The 16,585-nt window shown below is 41.2% G+C and carries 19 protein-coding genes; 8 read left to right on the top strand and 11 right to left on the bottom strand.

The features are described 5' to 3' along the window. Positions 1-50: 50 nt before the first annotated feature. From ACFO4U_RS00900 to ACFO4U_RS00885, 4 genes are read right to left on the bottom strand one after another with little or no spacing between them, the layout of a single operon-like run. Positions 51-515, bottom strand: coding sequence for a DUF4825 domain-containing protein (locus tag ACFO4U_RS00900; RefSeq protein ID WP_015881085.1), 465 nt, complete (start codon positions 513-515; stop codon positions 51-53). A 12-nt stretch (positions 516-527) separates the two neighbouring features. Next, positions 528-1,658 (bottom strand): ABC transporter permease subunit, encoded by a 1,131-nt coding sequence (locus tag ACFO4U_RS00895; RefSeq protein ID WP_074037557.1) that lies wholly within the window; start codon positions 1,656-1,658, stop codon positions 528-530. Continuing rightward, a complete protein-coding gene (locus ACFO4U_RS00890) occupies positions 1,648-2,529 on the bottom strand; it encodes an ABC transporter ATP-binding protein (RefSeq protein WP_074037559.1) in 882 nt (293 codons plus the stop codon). The genes ACFO4U_RS00895 and ACFO4U_RS00890 overlap by 11 nt, the downstream gene beginning before the upstream one ends. Continuing rightward, positions 2,516-2,905, bottom strand: coding sequence for a GntR family transcriptional regulator (locus tag ACFO4U_RS00885; protein ID WP_074037561.1), 390 nt, complete (start codon positions 2,903-2,905; stop codon positions 2,516-2,518). The genes ACFO4U_RS00890 and ACFO4U_RS00885 overlap by 14 nt, the downstream gene beginning before the upstream one ends. 180 nt (positions 2,906-3,085) lie before the next feature. On the opposite strand from ACFO4U_RS00885, the gene ACFO4U_RS00880 reads away from it, so the two are divergent. The 5 genes from ACFO4U_RS00880 to ACFO4U_RS00860 all read left to right on the top strand — a co-directional run bounded on the left by ACFO4U_RS00880 (position 3,086) and on the right by ACFO4U_RS00860 (position 5,706). Continuing rightward, entirely contained in the window at positions 3,086-3,853 is a 768-nt protein-coding gene (locus ACFO4U_RS00880; RefSeq protein WP_215244125.1) for a hypothetical protein, read from the top strand. Between the two features lie 104 nt (positions 3,854-3,957). Next, complete coding sequence (locus ACFO4U_RS00875; RefSeq protein ID WP_159561951.1) at positions 3,958-4,368, top strand: MarR family winged helix-turn-helix transcriptional regulator; 411 nt, start codon at positions 3,958-3,960, stop codon at positions 4,366-4,368. 23 nt (positions 4,369-4,391) lie between these two features. Continuing rightward, positions 4,392-5,030 carry a nitroreductase family protein gene (locus tag ACFO4U_RS00870; RefSeq protein ID WP_159561950.1) on the top strand — a complete coding sequence of 213 codons (639 nt, stop codon included), beginning with the start codon at positions 4,392-4,394 and terminating at the stop codon, positions 5,028-5,030. Positions 5,031-5,057: 27 nt separating this feature from the next. Continuing rightward, positions 5,058-5,342: a putative quinol monooxygenase gene (locus tag ACFO4U_RS00865; RefSeq protein ID WP_026826548.1), complete on the top strand. Its 285-nt coding sequence runs from the start codon at positions 5,058-5,060 to the stop codon at positions 5,340-5,342. Between the two features lies 1 nt (position 5,343). Then, positions 5,344-5,706, top strand: coding sequence for a DUF1304 domain-containing protein (locus tag ACFO4U_RS00860; protein WP_214691164.1), 363 nt, complete (start codon positions 5,344-5,346; stop codon positions 5,704-5,706). Positions 5,707-5,875: 169 nt separating this feature from the next. Here the strand turns inward: ACFO4U_RS00860 and ACFO4U_RS00855 are convergent, their stop codons facing one another. Both ACFO4U_RS00855 and ACFO4U_RS00850 read right to left on the bottom strand, forming a co-directional pair. Next, a complete protein-coding gene (locus ACFO4U_RS00855) occupies positions 5,876-6,355 on the bottom strand; it encodes a YxiG family protein (RefSeq protein WP_074037569.1) in 480 nt (159 codons plus the stop codon). Positions 6,356-6,370: 15 nt separating this feature from the next. Beyond that, the gene (locus tag ACFO4U_RS00850) at positions 6,371-7,222 is read right to left on the bottom strand and encodes an SAR2788 family putative toxin (RefSeq protein ID WP_074037570.1); all 852 of its coding nucleotides are present in this window, start codon (positions 7,220-7,222) and stop codon (positions 6,371-6,373) included. A 274-nt stretch (positions 7,223-7,496) separates the two neighbouring features. On the opposite strand from ACFO4U_RS00850, the gene ACFO4U_RS00845 reads away from it, so the two are divergent. Then, complete coding sequence (locus ACFO4U_RS00845; RefSeq protein WP_074037572.1) at positions 7,497-7,928, top strand: helix-turn-helix transcriptional regulator; 432 nt, start codon at positions 7,497-7,499, stop codon at positions 7,926-7,928. A 243-nt stretch (positions 7,929-8,171) separates the two neighbouring features. Beyond that, complete coding sequence (locus ACFO4U_RS00840) at positions 8,172-9,065, top strand: S8 family peptidase (protein WP_215244126.1); 894 nt, start codon at positions 8,172-8,174, stop codon at positions 9,063-9,065. Positions 9,066-9,556: 491 nt separating this feature from the next. Here the strand turns inward: ACFO4U_RS00840 and ACFO4U_RS00835 are convergent, their stop codons facing one another. The 4 genes from ACFO4U_RS00835 to ACFO4U_RS00820 all read right to left on the bottom strand — a co-directional run bounded on the left by ACFO4U_RS00835 (position 9,557) and on the right by ACFO4U_RS00820 (position 14,215). Continuing rightward, positions 9,557-11,095, bottom strand: coding sequence for a hypothetical protein (locus ACFO4U_RS00835; protein WP_215244127.1), 1,539 nt, complete (start codon positions 11,093-11,095; stop codon positions 9,557-9,559). A 128-nt stretch (positions 11,096-11,223) separates the two neighbouring features. Then, positions 11,224-11,481 (bottom strand): hypothetical protein, encoded by a 258-nt coding sequence (locus ACFO4U_RS00830; protein ID WP_078146508.1) that lies wholly within the window; start codon positions 11,479-11,481, stop codon positions 11,224-11,226. 45 nt (positions 11,482-11,526) lie between these two features. Beyond that, positions 11,527-13,890, bottom strand: a complete 2,364-nt coding sequence (locus ACFO4U_RS00825) for a DEAD/DEAH box helicase family protein (RefSeq protein ID WP_251131826.1) — start codon at positions 13,888-13,890, stop codon at positions 11,527-11,529. Continuing rightward, the gene (locus ACFO4U_RS00820; RefSeq protein ID WP_215244128.1) at positions 13,883-14,215 is read right to left on the bottom strand and encodes a nucleoside triphosphate pyrophosphohydrolase; all 333 of its coding nucleotides are present in this window, start codon (positions 14,213-14,215) and stop codon (positions 13,883-13,885) included. The genes ACFO4U_RS00825 and ACFO4U_RS00820 overlap by 8 nt, the downstream gene beginning before the upstream one ends. Before the next feature lie 115 nt (positions 14,216-14,330). Here ACFO4U_RS00820 and ACFO4U_RS00815 point away from each other — a divergent pair, with 115 nt between their 5' ends. After that, positions 14,331-16,175, top strand: a complete 1,845-nt coding sequence (locus tag ACFO4U_RS00815) for a DUF262 domain-containing protein (protein WP_196430391.1) — start codon at positions 14,331-14,333, stop codon at positions 16,173-16,175. Positions 16,176-16,248: 73 nt separating this feature from the next. Here ACFO4U_RS00815 and ACFO4U_RS00810 read toward each other — a convergent pair whose 3' ends face one another. Beyond that, positions 16,249-16,449 (bottom strand): hypothetical protein, encoded by a 201-nt coding sequence (locus tag ACFO4U_RS00810; protein ID WP_215244129.1) that lies wholly within the window; start codon positions 16,447-16,449, stop codon positions 16,249-16,251. Positions 16,450-16,585: the final 136 nt, after the last annotated feature.

Here is a 16,585-nt window from a genome sequence, read left to right as displayed (position 1 = left end):
ATTTTCAGAAAATATCAAAAAAAGCGATTGGATTTGTCATCCAATCGCTGTCATACCCGCCTAAAATAGGAATCTTTCGAATCCAGTTTTTCAAGCTTCTGATTCATGAGTTGTTGCAATTCTTTTTCATGACGAATATTTGAGAAGTCAGTCCCGAACCATGCCTCCATTTCAGGTCGAGAGAAGGCATAGGTCCGGTTCGGGAAAGCAAAACGGACGATTTCGGCGTTCGGGATGAGGGTGAAATAGGCAGCCGCATTCCGAATCGCCAGATGTTCTTGTTCCGCTCGTTCCATACCCGGGTCTTCGTAACGGACGGTCAACCCATAAGGACGCTTCTTCGTCTGCAGTTCGACCGATCGATAGCATTCATGTAGCGGCAAACTTCCGGCAATGCCGACGACGGCTGCATTGTCCCCGACTTTCGCCCCTTTGTATTCAAAGGCGTCCGGTTCCGGGTTCATACATCCTGCCAGTGAAATGACGAGTACGAGCAACAGACAGAAGCGTTTCATAGGTGTCCCTCCTTACGATTTGAGTCTTAAGTTGAAGCGGTAAAGCAAACGTTTAGCGAGTAAGTGTGCTAAGAACGCTCCGATCACAAAGCCTACGATGTACAACATACTGTTCGCTTGATACGTGAATGTCGTGAACACAATTCCTGTGAACATCGCGATACATCCAACGATGATAATGTGGACGAGCCATAACCAGTTGTTGAACATGAAGAAACGACCGTTGTTTTCTTGCGGTGCACGATTGTACATCCAAGCTCCTAACCATAATGACAAGACGATAAAGACGATAGACGATGGAATGCTAATCGTGACGAACTCTTGCCAATACTGATCGGATCGAATGTATTCATATAAAGATAAATTCATCAAGTTACCGAGTGGTGAGATGGCTTGAATAAATACACTTTCATAAGCTGAATCGATTAACCAACCCAACGCATCACCTCGACCAGTCAGCGAGTAAGCTGATCCTTGAATCAATGCGAGAATTCCTAACGGGAAAATCAAGGCGACAAACGACCACACTGATTGAGAAATCGATTCCCCACCGAACGATCCCATCCATAAAGCCAACGAGAATAACGAGATCCCAATCAAGGCGATATACAGGACGATCACGATCGATTTAAATACGGTCCCTTCTAATAAGAAGGAATAACGGGAAGTGGCGACCAATGCAAACATCGCGATACTTCCTAATAGCGTGGACATGATAATCCCACTTGCCCCCAACACCCATTTTGATATGTACAGCTGGGTGCGGGTGAAGGGGAGCGACATCGAAAAGTCCGACATTTGACTGTTTCGTTCGGCACCAATGAGCGACGTGGCCATGAGCGCACTAAACACGACGAATAAGAATACAACTGGTCCTACCGGAATGACATCACCTATGTCACCAAGATAGAAAGCTAAACTCGAATCAGGGTCGAAGAAGGACTCAACCGTCAGGCGATCTCGTTCTTCAAACGGGATCCCGTAATCTACAGAATTCGCTCGTGCATCTTTAATCTGCTCATCAAACTGTTCGAATTGTGTCCAAGCCGGCACAGTGAAGGCGACGACGCCTAAGAAGACGAGCAGCATCCAAAGCAACGACACTTGTTTCCAATCTTTCTTTAACAATACTTTAGACAACATGGGCTTCTCCTCCTAACTGGACACGGAAGACGTCTTCAAGAGACATCGGAATCTCTTCGATGAGCATCGGATTATATGAATCGATGAACGTTTCGAGCTCTTCCGTCCGTTCTTTCGCCATGAACAGCACGACACGTCCCGTCACGCTGATGATTTCGATATCTTTTCGTTCGAGCAGTTCGACCGGGACATGGTCGTTGAAGACGACTTGCCACTTGATGCTGAGGGCACGTGCCTCTTCGAGTGACAAGATCGCTTTGACACGTCCATTCTCAATCATGATGATGCGGTCAGCGATGCGTTCGAGTTCATGGAGTTGGTGACTTGAGACGATGATCGAGCAGTTCCGATTCTCGACTTGGGCAATCATCAGTTTTAACACATCGGATTTGGCGACGACATCAAGTCCGTCCGTCGGTTCGTCGAGCAGGTAGTACTTCGCTTGGACGGCGAAGGCGAGTGATAACGTCACGAGTGCCTTTTGTCCTTTAGAAAGCTGGCGGATCTTTTTGTTGTCGATGTTGTATCGTGTCAATGTCTCACGGAAGACGGTACGGTTGAAGGATGGATAAATCGATTCATACAGGTCCGTCGCCTCGTTCACCGTATAATTTTTGAGCGCATCGGCTGAATCCGGTACGAAGATGACGTCACGCTTCAATCCCGCATCTTTAAAAATACTTTTCGAACCATAGAGCACGTCGCCCATATCTGGGCGAATGATGCCGACCATCGTGCGGAGAAGCGTTGTCTTACCGGCACCGTTACGTCCGACGAGCGCAATGATTTCTCCAGATTCGACCGTAAAGTCGATGCCATCGAGTATCGTTTGACGGTCAATTTTTTTACTTAACTGTTCAACTTTCAGCATTGGATTTCCCTACTTTCTCATATTCCGTTCGCAATACGTCAATGGCTTCGTCTAACGGCACGTTCGCATAGTGGCAATCGATCGCAATCTTTTTGATCGAGGCGATGACCGGCTCACGTGCCGCATCATCGTCCACCCAGTCCTCGGAGACGAACGTCCCACGTCCACGTCGCATCTCGAGCAGCCCGAGCCGTTCCAACTCCTGATACGCCTTACTGACCGTATTCGGATTGATGACGAGATCGGTGGCGAGTTCACGCACGGACATCACCTTATCTCCTGGTCGTAAAATTCCACGGATAACAAGTTCTTTCGTTTGATTGACGATTTGCTCGTATAGCGGTTCTGAACTTTTCATATCGATTTTGTATAACATGGGTCACACCCTCTCATAATCAATGTTACTCTTTAAGTGTATTATATGTATTAGTACACGCAATTACAATAGTTCTTTGAGGGCACTTTTAGTTTACAGCGAAATGGAAATGATTTGAATAAGACTTTGGACCGAGGTATTCTCCTTCAATATCAGGTAGATTGAACGAGAGGTGACGAAATGATTAAAAAACGATTACTGGCAGGTATGGCCGGTGGGTTTCTTGCTGGCGGCCTCTTCGTATATTCGACGCTTGAAAAGTCAGAGGCACGGGAGACTTATACCGCGTATGTGAAGGAAACGTACAACGAACAAGCCGATATCGAACTGTCTCGCGACTGGCATATGGGCGGTTATATCGGGGAAATGACATTGACGAAAGAACCATTCGTTGGAACTTACTATCTTGAAACGTATGGTGACGGCTCCATCCACGATAACGTGCTCGAGACGTATTGGGAACGCGAGGCAGAGCGGACGATTCACGAGCGACTCGTGTCGCAAGGAATCATAAAAGAAGAAGAGACCGTCCGTGCGGAAGTACCGACCAGAGTGTCCGATGATGCGCAAGCAAAAGTCAGCCCGACCCCGACGTCCATCTATGAAACGAATCCGAAGACGTATCTCGACGTCTCGATCATGTTTCATGAAGACTGGAACAATACGGACGAACAGAAACAACGGATTCTCGACGTCATGCGCGTAGTGGAATCCGATGTCTATTGGATTCACTTCTCGTTCGACGGAAAGCCTGGAGGAAATGACGATTACACAGAACGGTACATGATGTTCACGCGCAAAGCGTCTGACATCGACCCGTCCTTCCTCGACGTGCGGACGATTGAGGACTTGAATGCCTACGACCGAATGTATGGATTCGACGAGACGACATTCACGACAGAATATCGATTTGATGGCACCCCTATCGAAGAGGAGACGACACAATAATCCGGTGTCGTCTTTTTTGAGCGTTTGACTTTACAGGCAATCCAAAACGTTGTATCGTTTGACAAGTCAACGATTGATAAGTCAATTGAGAAAGGTGGGACGCAATGGACCTACGTGAAATCAGCCGATTACTTTACCAAATCAAGTTGGCGGAACAAAACGTCGCATCGTCGTTCGAACGGGAGACAGGATTCAGCCTGACCCGCTACGAGATGCTGCAAGTCGTCAAAGAACGAGGCGTTTGTTCGCAACGCGTGATTAAAGAAGAAATGAAAATCGACAATGCCGCCATCACCCGACATTTGAAAATCCTTGAAGAGAAAGGATATGTCGTCAGAGAGCGGAACGCGGAGAACCATCGCGAGATGTTCGTCCGTGTGACAGAGAAAGCAGAGCAAGACCTCGGGCACTGCGAGCGAGACGAACGGGCCAACCATCTCGTCTTACAAGCCTTGTCCGCTGAAGAGATTCAACACTTATCCGGGCTGCTTCAAAAATTGAACAGTCACGCCTAAACAGAGAAAGAAGGAATTCACCAATGGCAACTACATTCGAAAACAATACATTTACAGACGTCATGTTCGGTCGTAAATCAATCCGTGTCTATGACGAGAACGTGAAAATCTCACAAGAAGAAATGCTCGAGATGATTCAAGAAGCAACGACTGCCCCATCATCGGTCAACATGCAACCATGGCGCTTCGTCGTCATCGAGAGCCCAGAAGCGAAAGAGACGCTCAAACCACTCATCCGTTTCAACACACGTCAAAACGATTCGTCTGCAGCGATGCTCCTCATCTTCGGAGACATGGAGTGCTACGAGTACGGCGAACAAATCTACGATCAAGCGGTCGCAGAAGGCAAAATGCCACAAGAAGTGCGTGATCAACAGCTCGGCGCAATCATCCCTTACTACAAAAACCTCTCGAAACAAGAGATGAACGACATCGTGAAGATCGATGCGAGTCTCGCTGCGATGCAATTCATGCTCACAGCACGTGCACACGGCTATGACACGAACCCAATCGGTGGTTTCGAGAAAGACCAACTCGCAGAAGCGTTCGGTCTCGACAAAGACCGTTATGTACCAGTCATGATCTTGTCTGTTGGGAAAGCGGCAGAAGAAGGTTACCAATCTGTACGTCTTGACGCTCAAACGGTCACATCGTTCAAATAATTCACCACACAATCGGAGGAATCAACCATGATCTTAGTCAACGCCACATTCGATATCCAAGCATCACAACGCGAGAACTTCTTGCGTGACATCCAAGTCTTGATCGACTCATCAAAACAAGAAGCGGGCTGCGTCGGATATGACCTATACGAGTCAACGTCTGTCGAGAACCGTTTCGTCATGATCGAGAACTGGGAAGACCAAGCCGCTCTCGAGCAGCACAACCAAAACCCGGTCCTCATCAACTTCGCACAAAACGTGGCGAACTACGTGTCTGCAAAACCAGTCGTACAAGTAGCAGCGGTCAACTAATATGTCGACGCTCACCCTTGTGCTCGGAACGCTTGTCGCCATCGAATTCTTCTATATCTTCTATTTAGAGACGATTGCGACGGCATCCTCGTCGACGTCACGCGTCTTCCGTATGTCGAAAGACGAGCTAACGAGAGACTCGGTGTCGGTTTTGTTCAAAAATCAAGGCGTCTATAACGGATTGATCGGAGTCGGGCTCTTGTACGGACTCTATCTTTCCCCCAACCCGGTCGAGATTGTCACCATGATGCTGACCTATATCATTCTCGTTGCCCTATATGGCAGTATCACGAGTGACAAGAAGATTATTCTGACACAAGGTGGGCTTGCCATCTTGACGTTGATCTCGATGGTGATCTTATGACAGAAAAAGCGTCCGACCTGAGAAATGGTCGGACGCTTTTTTATTGAGTGTCATCGTTCCAGTACAATGGAAAGATTCTTGATAACAACAGTTTCGACAGGTATTTCTTCAAGAAAAGGTAGATAGCCATCATTAGTAGACATCCGTTCCTTGTATGACTGGAAAAGTATTAAGTAATTCTTAAACTATCGCTCGTTTGAATCAAGTCTTCAAAAGTCTCGTCATTGATTTCAATGACATTGCATTCGATAAAGAAATGATCTTTGTTGTTCACTTGAAAATATAAGTTAGTCTTTGATGTTATTTCTTCAATCGCTGTTAATTCAGAATCTAAGCTCTTAATTTTTATGTGTGCAAATCCATTTGGGTGATAACCAATCTCGCTGACGAAAGAACTATCATCTTTCTCACGGTTGTTAAGTCTATACGTTTCATAAGGATCTTCATTATAAACGACTTCTTCTTGATAAACATAGTATGAAAGAACCTCTTTGAAAGAAACTCGTGTTTTTAATATAGATTGCTGTTTTACACTTTCTACCAAGAGTGTAATCGTCTCATTGAAGTAATCGATATCTAACTTTGCAATTTCCCAACCGTTGACCAAGAATTCTAAAGACTCATTCATTTTGATTTCGTTCTCATTCATTTTCCCTTACCTCATTCACTTTTTAAATTTTTTTATAAGCGAAATAATGGTTGATGGAGATGACTCTTGCAATGTAATGTGAGTTTCAGAAGCGTTATTCGAAAAGTTACCGGCTCGGTTTAACGCCTTGTTACCGACAGACATTCTCCAATATGCTTCTTTACGCCCACCGGATCCAGCTTCCATTAATCGAATAACAATTTCTTGCTTCTTATTTGGTATCGTAATTACCTTACCTTTACCATTTTTAGCATCTTTAACTACTCCACCATACGCTTTTGTAATTTGTGAAACTCCTAAATCAATCATAGCCTGCATAGCGACTTTTTTACCGTAATGCTTAATCACGTATTGCAGACCAGCTCTAAGAATAAGCGGGATTAGAGCCGGAAGTACAGATGCAGAAGCTTCAATCGTATTTACAGAAAATGTTTCACCACTATTTAAGCTCCTGATTTCCCCCTCGAAGTTCTCCCCTTCGATCCTATTGATTTCTACAGTATAAACTTCTTTAATACTATTTTCAGTATCATTTGAAGAGATAGTAGCCTTAATCTCTAAATCCTCTTCATTAAAAATAATATTCGATTCAATACTTTGATTATCGATTTCAATATTCGAATTTACTAGGACATCTTGAGAACCTGACGTTAATAATTTCATGTCCAAATTTTCATCATTCAACCCTAACTCTTCTTGAACATCAATATCTTCTGTAGAAGACGGATTACTCTGGATTTCTTGAACTTTTTCTTCGATTATATTTATCTCTGATTTTTTTGAATCTGATGCCGAAACGTTGGAACCACTGATTACTGAACTAAATATTAATGTAATTACAATTAATTTTGTTATTAAACTTCTCATAATATATCCCCCTGTTTTCTAAAATCGAATAACCCTAATAAATAATCGTACTGATTTGTTTGACAAAATAAGAAAAGAAAATAGCAGTGACTATTTCCAATAAAATTACTCCCTCCCCCATCTTTATTCAATGTATTTATCTTACAAATCATATAATCATTCTGAACTATACTAGCTTTTCAAAAAAGAAACTATCGGTTCCTCATTGGTTTTTTTAATGTAAACTAATAGTGGCATTGTTGTCGTATCAGTCTTTTAAGGGGTGTAAAGAGTTATGAACTGTAAATTGAAAAAGAGATTAAAACAGTTACGATTAGAAAATAAATATTCACAACAGCAAATTGCTGACAAACTTAACATCACCAGGCAAGCAGTATCCAAATGGGAAAATGGTAAATCTATACCAGATATTGAAAATTTGAAATTACTTTGTGAAATCTATAACGTTTCTTTAGACAATATTCTTGAAAATTCAGTTCTTACTGAAGAGAAAATAAACGTCCGAAAAAATAGTGTTCGATCTGAGATGAGACACTGTGCATTGGTTTTGACCATTGTCGCAAGTTACTTTCTTGCGCCTTTCGGATTTATCACGTTGGCAGCAGTACTTTTTTTTATGAAAAGAACAGACGAACATCGTTTATTACTTACGTTTTTATCCTTAATGGCTTTAATTAAAAATATCCACTCTACTTATTATATCTAGTGTTTAAAATAACTATCTTCTCTTACTTTTTCATGAATCTCATCGTACGAACTGATAGTTGGTAAAACACGTTATCAAATTGTGTAGTAGCCTTGGTATATTCAGATTCTTTAAATTAAGAATGAAACAAACAATTATCAAAAAAATATAAAGAAGTAATTTAAGAAAAGAAAGACTCAATATAAACTTTAAAATAGCGTTTTTTTATTCAGTATTAAGTTTTACTCAGAAAGGAAAATCAATATGATCAAACTAAAAATATGCACTCTAGCAGTAGTAGTTTTGATTTCAACAATCGTAACAGGGAGTGATCGTTCAACGAATATCAAGCAAGGAATGGAGTGTGAACAAAATTGGACGCATTGTGCTCTTTCGTTAACAAAAAACAAATTATCATCCTCTAAACAACCAATTAAGATTGCGATAATGGATACAGGAATCAATAGTGATATTACTCAATTACATAAGTACGTTATCAAACAGTATAATACGCTAGATAGTTCTTCGAATACTTCAGCTATACATCCTCACGGAACTATGATTGCAAGTATCATCGCCGCTACCTCTTTTGAAAATTCAAAGATTGGAATCAACGAGAATATACATTTGTATGATGTTCAAACCTTAGATGACCAAGCAAACGGAGAACTTGATAATACAGTTAGAGGAATTGATTGGGCTATAAAACAAAACGTAGATATCATTAACATGAGCTACGGTTTTTCCCATCATGATAAAACTTTAGAGAATGCTATTAAGAGGGCCCACGATGCCGGAATCATAATCTTAGCAGCTGCTGGTAATACACTCGGTTTATCGACAGATTACCCCGCCCGCTATAAAGAAGTACTATCTATTTCTGCTATTGATAAAAATAAATCAATCTATGCATATGCCGCTAAAGGAAAAGTCGATTTTGTAGCACCAGGAGTGGAAGTGCCTGTTCTAAACCTAGACGGTAAAATCGAATCTCAATCAGGAACATCTTTTTCAACCGCATATGCCACTGCTGTTGTTTCCTTATTACTCAACAATGAAGAAAGAAAAAACTTAATAGCAAAATTAGAGCAAAACTCTATAAATTTAGGTCCAATTAATCAGTATGGAAATGGATTGATTCAATACATCGAAAATTAAAAACACTTTATAGTGCGTTTAAAAATATTAAAATGATTATTATCTAACTTGCATTTAATCAGAGTATCGTGACTTATTATTTTTTTAAATGCTATTCAACAGAAAATCATCACCTCAAACAATGAATGGTTCTCTGTTTTACTTTTTACAGTGGATTCAGTACTAATTTGTATAGAAAATCGAAATGTTCTTTCGTCTTGTACAAATAAAATATTTTTTCATAGTAAACGAGATTTCTTTACAACTTTAATTTGTTTGCGCAAGTCACAATTTCACCTATAAATTGAATAAAATATAGTTCTTTGAAGTAGATTATGACTGCTTAGTCAAGCTCATCTATAAGATTATTTAAAATCCACACTCTAATTACAATTCATTCAACTAAAGTAATGAGCGACTATGTATACACGTTCCCCCTCTTCACAGTTAATTGTTCATCATATCGATTTCATCAAAAAAACCGCCCTGACCGAAGTCAGAGCGGAGTCCTATTATAAGGCGAAAATCGCTGCAGATACACCGACGACACCAACGAGCGCCATCGCATATACCGGCACACGTGGCATTTCGCCATTGTTGTCGAGCGCTTTCCCGAACATATAGAAGACGATTGGGTGCACGAGGAACGGCATCGAGAAGATGAGCGGGATGAGAAGCGAGGCTTCCGTCCCGAACATTCCACCTTGAACCGCTGCGAACAAGCCGAAGTGCGAGATCGCTGACGATTGTGCCATCGTCGTGTAGTCAAATGCGATCGTGCTGAACGTCAAGATGACGAGACCACCGAAGACGGCCATCATCTGCCACCCGAACGAGAACTGCATAAGGGCTTTGACTTCTTTGAAGTCTTCCCCGTTCGCCGCGCGTAAGTTTTTCAACGCGAGCGCAGTGAGTACGAGACCGACCAAGACGATGATGGCTGTCGGCCAAATCCAGAGAGCACCGTTGTCGGCACTGACCGCGAGGATGGAGAATACGAAGATATGTCCGAAGAACGGGATGTTGATCATGATTGGCGCACGTTTCGCTGCTACTTGACCGAAGTCACCAGCCGTACACGCTCCTGTAAGACCACTGTGTGAAAGTGAACCTGCCATACCTGGTGCGAGGTTACGGATGTGACCCGTGCGAGCGAACCACATGATGAGTGCGATTCCACCGAACATCCAGAACAACTGACCGAAGAAACCGTACACGAGAATCGAATTCATGCCTTCGATTGCGAACGCGTCACCGATTCTTGAACCCCCGACCATGAAGTTGGCAGCCAAGACGACCGGAATCCCTGCGAAGAGAAGCGCGCGGACAGTCGGTCCATACGTCCAGTTATGGAAGATGGCACCGAGTGCTGACGAAATCAACATCGCGAAGAAGATTTGCGGAAGTGCGATAATTGGCTGAATCGCTGTCGCAATCAAGAACGAAACGAACAAGATGACAAGCAAGAGAACTGTCTCGATAAGACCTTTTTGCATGTATACTTTCTTGTCCTGAATTTGTGCTTTATGGTCGATGAGTAAGAACGACACGGCAAGACCGAGGAGTGCGAGGATTGGGTAGTAAAGCGCAATCCCTTCTGCCGTACCTGGCTCGATTGCCATACGGAAGAACCCTTCCAAACCGACGAGCAAGAAGAACGAACGAAGGATGAAGATGAACTGCGTACGTCCTGTCCCGAGGAACATTTCCTCTTTGGCAGGAATGACGATGTCCTCCATGTCGAGCTCTTGTTTACTCAAGATTTTACGAAGTTCTTGTCCGCCGACGAAGAATGAAACGACTAACGCAATGATCGTCGTCCGTGACAAGAAGTCGACGAGCGGGAATTCAGGAAGACCCGGCGTCGCGATACCGAGCTCGACCATACCGAATCCGAGACCGAGACCGAAGATGACGATGACGAGGATCGGTGAGAAGCGCGTCCCAGCCACGACCATACGAGATAAAATGACCATTGGAATGACGAAGACCATAAGCAACCAGAATTGGTTGATGAGTTGCATTTGAGATAATTGCTGTACAAGTTCCATTGACTAACCCCTAACATAATTTTTAGCACACAATATCGAAGTGTACAGGAATGAACATTGTGTGACAATAGGGTGTGATGTTTTGTAAACATTGAAAGCGGAACCAAGTGAAATTGGTCCCGCTTTCGTTAGTTATTGGATTGTCTAAGACCCCAAATGCCTTTATTTCCCGTGGAATAAAAGAGGTCTTCTTTTCCGGTAAAGCTCGCCGAATCACTGGAATGCGCACGAATCTGTTTATTGATGTGCCCTTTCCAATCTTTATATCGATCGAGTTCGAGTTGATAGTATGATTTTTCGACATACGCATAAATGTCTTTTAAAGATGCTGTCCCACCGTGGTGTTGGAGGGCGAATTGGATTTTACGTAGTAACAGGCGTTTCACCTTATCCCCACCTCTCTAATTTTTCATTCAACATCACTAAATCAATCAATCTGATGATCGTTGTGCTTTCCGACTGAAGTAGTAATGTAAGCGAACTTCTACAATCTGGCTCACCCATTCATAAACTACCGGATTGCGGAGCGCTTCATTGAATTCGATATGTAGGCTTTCATTTTCTACATAAAACGGTCCTTTGGCAATTTTATCGAATGGCATCCGCACCAACAATTTTTCAATCCGTTGTTGATGGAAAGGTTGCTGAAAGTCTTTTGTCTTTCCATCAATCTGTTGACGATAAGGCACACTCGTCAAGTAATCATAAAACGGATAAGCTGCATCAGATGCTTTCAAAGGAGTGTACCACATTTGTTTTCCCCGCTCTAACATGACGGATAATACAACCATCTTATAACTTGTTGTAATTCTTGTATCCTCCACTTCATACAAAAGAGGATACATATTTTCAAAAACACTTAACTCACCGTCTGTTAACTCACCAATCTTCTTTAAAAAGCCGAAGAAGCCACTAAAGTGCTTCCTTTCGGATTGATACGCCTCCAATGAATATTCGCCTCGTTGAATTAGTTCTAGGTAGGTCGGTCGTCTCCCTAGCTCTTCCTTCACCATGAAATAATTTCGTTCTAATAATTGATGTCGTGTCGAAGAACGAATCATCATTTTCTTCAAAAGATCGACAGTCTCTAAATCAAATTCGATTGTACACGAAGTAGGTAAGCTATTTGATGTTGGAACCTTCTTCAGTGAATCTGGACCGTCTGTCGTCAATAGCGCCAGTTTCTTATCAATATTTTTATAGTTCCCGATCAAATCGATGATTGTACAATGCGTCTTTCCTTTTGATAGACGTAGTCCTCGTCCGATTTGCTGGGTGAACACTGTCAATGATTCTGTCGGACGACAGAACAATAGCGTATCGATTTCAGGGATATCGACACCCTCATTAAATAAATTCACTGCAAAAATGATGTCCAATTGCCCATGCTTTAACTGAGTAATCACTTCGGTGCGATCATACTCGGCCTGACTATGAAGCGCTACCGCCTGCACTCCTTGTCTCCTAAAATAATCCGCCAAATATTCAGCTTGTACAACGGAAGAACAAAATCCTAGTGCTCTCGATTGATGATGTTCTGACCAAGCCTTGTAAATCTTCTCGGCAACACTTTCTTTTAACTGTTCTGCCAATAACTCTTCTTGATCGTAACGACGTCCATTGATAAGACGAATCTGAGAGTAGTCGATTTCATCATAAATTCCAACGTAATGAAACGGGGTTAAAAACGATTCTTCAATCGCTTCCGTAAAGTGCATCTGGAAAGCGACGTTATCATCACAAAGTGCATATACGTCTCCTCCGTCTAATCGGTCAGGTGTTGCAGTCAAACCAAGTAAGAACTTTGGTTGAAAATAATCTAGCACCCGACGGTAGGAAGGAGCAGCCGAATGATGGAACTCATCCACGATAATCAAATCGAATTGCTCCGGGTCATATTGCTCCATTCTTTGCTTCGAAGCTAACGTTTGAATCGAGGCGAACACGACATCAGCAGTTTCTTGATTTCGTGATTCACCTCCAAGGAGTAATCCTGTCTTCCAATCCGTTGCCACATTGAGAAATGACTTTTCTGCCTGTAACAAAAGTTCCTTTTGATGCGCAACGAAAAGGATACGGTTGAATTGACGAGCAAAAAATGCACTTAAATACGTTTTTCCTAATCCAGTCGCCAAAACGAGCATCGCTTTTTTTCGACCTTCCGCCATCGTCTCTCGGAGTGCCAACAATGCCGCATCTTGGACAGACGTCGGTGTAATCGAATCATCTTCTATGTAAACGGGAGAGTGTTCAGCGACCTCCAGCTCCTTCATTCGATCCTTTCGCGCTTCATACTCTTCGCGATAAGACTGTAACGAGACTGGATTCATCATTTGCGCATATTCACTATAAAATAACTCATGGAACGCAGCGACTGACTCCTCAAAAACCTCCTCTGATACACTTGAAGGAATCTCAACATTCCACTCCACACCATGATTTAGCGCACTATGCGATAAATTCGAGGAACCAACAAAAAATGTACCGCTTTCCATTGTTCGGAACAAATATGCCTTTGGATGGAACGACCTTCCTTTTGAGCGGTATAGCCGGAGCTCAATATTCGGTATTTGTAATAGAATATCCAGTGCATCAGGATCGGTGAGGTACAGATAGTCTCCTACCAAAATTCTGATTTGAGCATCGCTTTCACTCGCTTGTTTTAATGAAGAATATAATTCCTTCACTCCCGACACTTGAGCAAACGCGACGACCATATAAATTTCAGTCGCCGCGTCTATGTGTTCTTGTAAAGGGATGCCCAGATTGCTCGTATGGAGTCGTAAATCACTCATGATCAAGGACCTCTTCTAAAAATAGCCCCTTTTCAAAACCACCACGTTTTTTGCGTTTCTCTTCACGAATCTGATTCAATTCATCGAAGTCTGCCCCATGCATGTTTCCAAGTGTATAGACCAACTCCAAAATGTCAGCTAACTCTTCAAGAGACTCTTCATCAATGTTCGTCTCTTCATACTCTTTGATTTCTTCATAGAGTTTCAAACGTGCTTGCTCAAAGTGTTCGGCTTGAGTAAGTTGCTTCACAATCGGGATTTTTCCTGATTCGTGAATAATTTCAGGAATGCGGTCACGGATTAATTTATTGTACTCTTTCCTCATTATTCTCAACCCTTTCTGCATGCATTGCGGTAGATCAATTTCTATTAAAATACTATACTTTCATTATACCCAATTATTTGAAGGTTTGTTTTATGAAATAGGAGGCTGTATCTAATTGATTACTTCAGAAATCCAATCAATATTTAACGTATTTAATAATGATTTTATTTACGAAATTCCTGATTTCCAAAGAGATTTTGTATGGGGGGAAGAAGAAGTTACACAGCTCTTTAAAGATTTTAATGAAGACACAGAAGAATTTACAAAGGAAAGTTCGTTATTAGACGGCTATTTGTTGGGAAATATCGTGTTGATTAACAATGATCACCAACCTGCAAACAAAATTGTGATTGATGGTCAACAGAGACTTACAACCCTTTCGTTACTATATAAAGTTCTAGAAGAAACAATTGATTATCGTTTACATCAGAATAAAAGCAGCTTTGATACAATTCAAAAATGGATGAATGTCCGAGGTGAATTAAACAAAGGGTATGGATTATTTGACGATGATGCAAATTTTAAAACTTCTAAAATACAGCATCACAAAAGCTTAGAATTTGGTAGTACTTATCGGCACATTATTCGCCCAGATTCTAATTCGAAAAACCTATCTCAAACTTCTACTCAAATTGAAGAAGTATATGATGTATTAAAAGAAGAACTCGCTAAATTAGATGATCAGAAATTATTGAAATTTGTAAACTACATAAAACATAAAGTCATGTTAATTGTAACTACTGCACCGACATTATCTAAAGCATTTCAATTATTTGAAATCTTGAATAACAGGGGGAAAGATTTAGAACCACTAGATTTAATAAAAAACATGCTTTTAAAAAATCTTGCTAAAGATTTCTATAGTGACGATGAACGAGATAAGTTTACTGAGATGTGGAAAAAGTTTAACAACAACCTCGTACTCAGTCCCAAAAGAAAAGTTGAATCTTCAACCTTCCTAAAGCATTATTTAGTAGGAACCACTGGAGAAAACATTCGTAAAGATAAACTCTTTAACTATTATTCAGAACTAAATCCATCTAAGGAAGAAGTTTTATCAATCGTTTCAGAGATGCATGATGTTTCATACACTTACGGAAAATTAGAACGTAAAGAGTTTGAAGGATTCATTAAAAATACTCATTTACTCAATGTTTTATTCAAACTTTTGAACTTAAAACAGGCACAAACAATCCTCATTCCATTCTACAATGAATCAGAACAAAGAAAATCAGAGATTGTTGATTTGGCAATTCGATTGGGTGCAAGTGTTATTTTCTCTTATACGCAAACTAACTATATTGAAGCTGAAATACCTTCGTTGATAAAAAAATATAATGCAAACTTAAAGCGAGAAGGGCAAGACCAAGCTTATCATCAATTCGTAAGTGAGTTAGAAAGAAGAATTTCAGAGAAAGCTAAGCTTGCAAAAGAAGCTGTATTTGCTAGAAAATTTGAGAACACCAGAGGAAACTACAATAAAAAAGGTTACGACTTGCTCCGTTTCATCGAAGCTTATGGTCATTCCGATAACACCGTTCTTCTAACGTCAAACCGAAATAAAAAGGTCACTTTGGAACACATCATGCCAAGAACACCAATTAGTAATGAACTGATAGAAGGTTCCGGCTTTGAAGACTTAGAAGAATATAAAGAATACGTGAATCGAATTGGTAATTTTGCACTTATCGGTAACGATGAAAACTCTTCACTTTCCAATAAACAATTTGATCAGAAGAGATCTGTATATGCAGATTCATCAATTTGGACCACTCAAGTATTAGCAGATCGTTTAATCTCTTCGATGAAGTCTGGAAAAGAAGTACAACAATTCGAAAAAATTAATAGCTATTTGTTTATGGATGAATCTTCTTCAAGTGTTTATTGGACAAAAGAATTAATTCTGAAGCGATCTGAAAAACTTGCAGCGTACTTAGAAGCAGTCCTCACTAACAAATGACCAACTTCATTATCAATTCTTTAAGATATGTATTTAAGAAAAGTGATATCATTTCACTTTTCTTTTTATTTTGTCAATCCACCTCAAACGCCTTCACATACGCCACATGATCCAATATCACAATCAACTCATCCTCAAACTGTACGAAGCCATCGCTCGCATGTCGAAACACTTGAAAGATCGACTCTAATGCCTCATATCGCGTATCCGCCTCCACCATATACGTCAGCACTTCTTCGTTAATTAAATGGAATTCAATTTCGAATGATTTCATCTTCTCTCCTCCTCACTCTTCTATACCCGTTCCCCATTTGAAAAAAATACAGCTATACATTGGAATGTTTTTCCTCTAATCTGAAAATAGTCAGAATATTACGTCCTCTTACATATTTTCACTATAACATAGGTAA

The sequence above is a fragment of the Exiguobacterium profundum genome, assembly GCF_042652865.1.
Taxonomy (GTDB): domain Bacteria; phylum Bacillota; class Bacilli; order Exiguobacteriales; family Exiguobacteriaceae; genus Exiguobacterium; species Exiguobacterium profundum.
This window is presented reverse-complemented; position numbering and strand designations above follow the sequence as displayed.

Coding starts and splice junctions, on each gene's coding strand:
- ACFO4U_RS00840 (WP_215244126.1), top strand. CDS start 8,172: ATGATCAAACTAAAAATATGCACTCTAGCAGTAGTAGTTTTGATTTCA.
- ACFO4U_RS00900 (WP_015881085.1), bottom strand. CDS start 515: ATGAAACGCTTCTGTCTGTTGCTCGTACTCGTCATTTCACTGGCAGGA.
- ACFO4U_RS00825 (WP_251131826.1), bottom strand. CDS start 13,890: ATGAGTGATTTACGACTCCATACGAGCAATCTGGGCATCCCTTTACAA.
- ACFO4U_RS00850 (WP_074037570.1), bottom strand. CDS start 7,222: ATGAGAAGTTTAATAACAAAATTAATTGTAATTACATTAATATTTAGT.
- ACFO4U_RS00880 (WP_215244125.1), top strand. CDS start 3,086: ATGATTAAAAAACGATTACTGGCAGGTATGGCCGGTGGGTTTCTTGCT.
- ACFO4U_RS00870 (WP_159561950.1), top strand. CDS start 4,392: ATGGCAACTACATTCGAAAACAATACATTTACAGACGTCATGTTCGGT.
- ACFO4U_RS00890 (WP_074037559.1), bottom strand. CDS start 2,529: ATGCTGAAAGTTGAACAGTTAAGTAAAAAAATTGACCGTCAAACGATA.
- ACFO4U_RS00820 (WP_215244128.1), bottom strand. CDS start 14,215: ATGAGGAAAGAGTACAATAAATTAATCCGTGACCGCATTCCTGAAATT.
- ACFO4U_RS00855 (WP_074037569.1), bottom strand. CDS start 6,355: ATGAATGAGAACGAAATCAAAATGAATGAGTCTTTAGAATTCTTGGTC.
- ACFO4U_RS00845 (WP_074037572.1), top strand. CDS start 7,497: ATGAACTGTAAATTGAAAAAGAGATTAAAACAGTTACGATTAGAAAAT.
- ACFO4U_RS00865 (WP_026826548.1), top strand. CDS start 5,058: ATGATCTTAGTCAACGCCACATTCGATATCCAAGCATCACAACGCGAG.
- ACFO4U_RS00810 (WP_215244129.1), bottom strand. CDS start 16,449: ATGAAATCATTCGAAATTGAATTCCATTTAATTAACGAAGAAGTGCTG.
- ACFO4U_RS00895 (WP_074037557.1), bottom strand. CDS start 1,658: ATGTTGTCTAAAGTATTGTTAAAGAAAGATTGGAAACAAGTGTCGTTG.
- ACFO4U_RS00885 (WP_074037561.1), bottom strand. CDS start 2,905: ATGTTATACAAAATCGATATGAAAAGTTCAGAACCGCTATACGAGCAA.
- ACFO4U_RS00860 (WP_214691164.1), top strand. CDS start 5,344: ATGTCGACGCTCACCCTTGTGCTCGGAACGCTTGTCGCCATCGAATTC.
- ACFO4U_RS00875 (WP_159561951.1), top strand. CDS start 3,958: ATGGACCTACGTGAAATCAGCCGATTACTTTACCAAATCAAGTTGGCG.
- ACFO4U_RS00835 (WP_215244127.1), bottom strand. CDS start 11,095: ATGGAACTTGTACAGCAATTATCTCAAATGCAACTCATCAACCAATTC.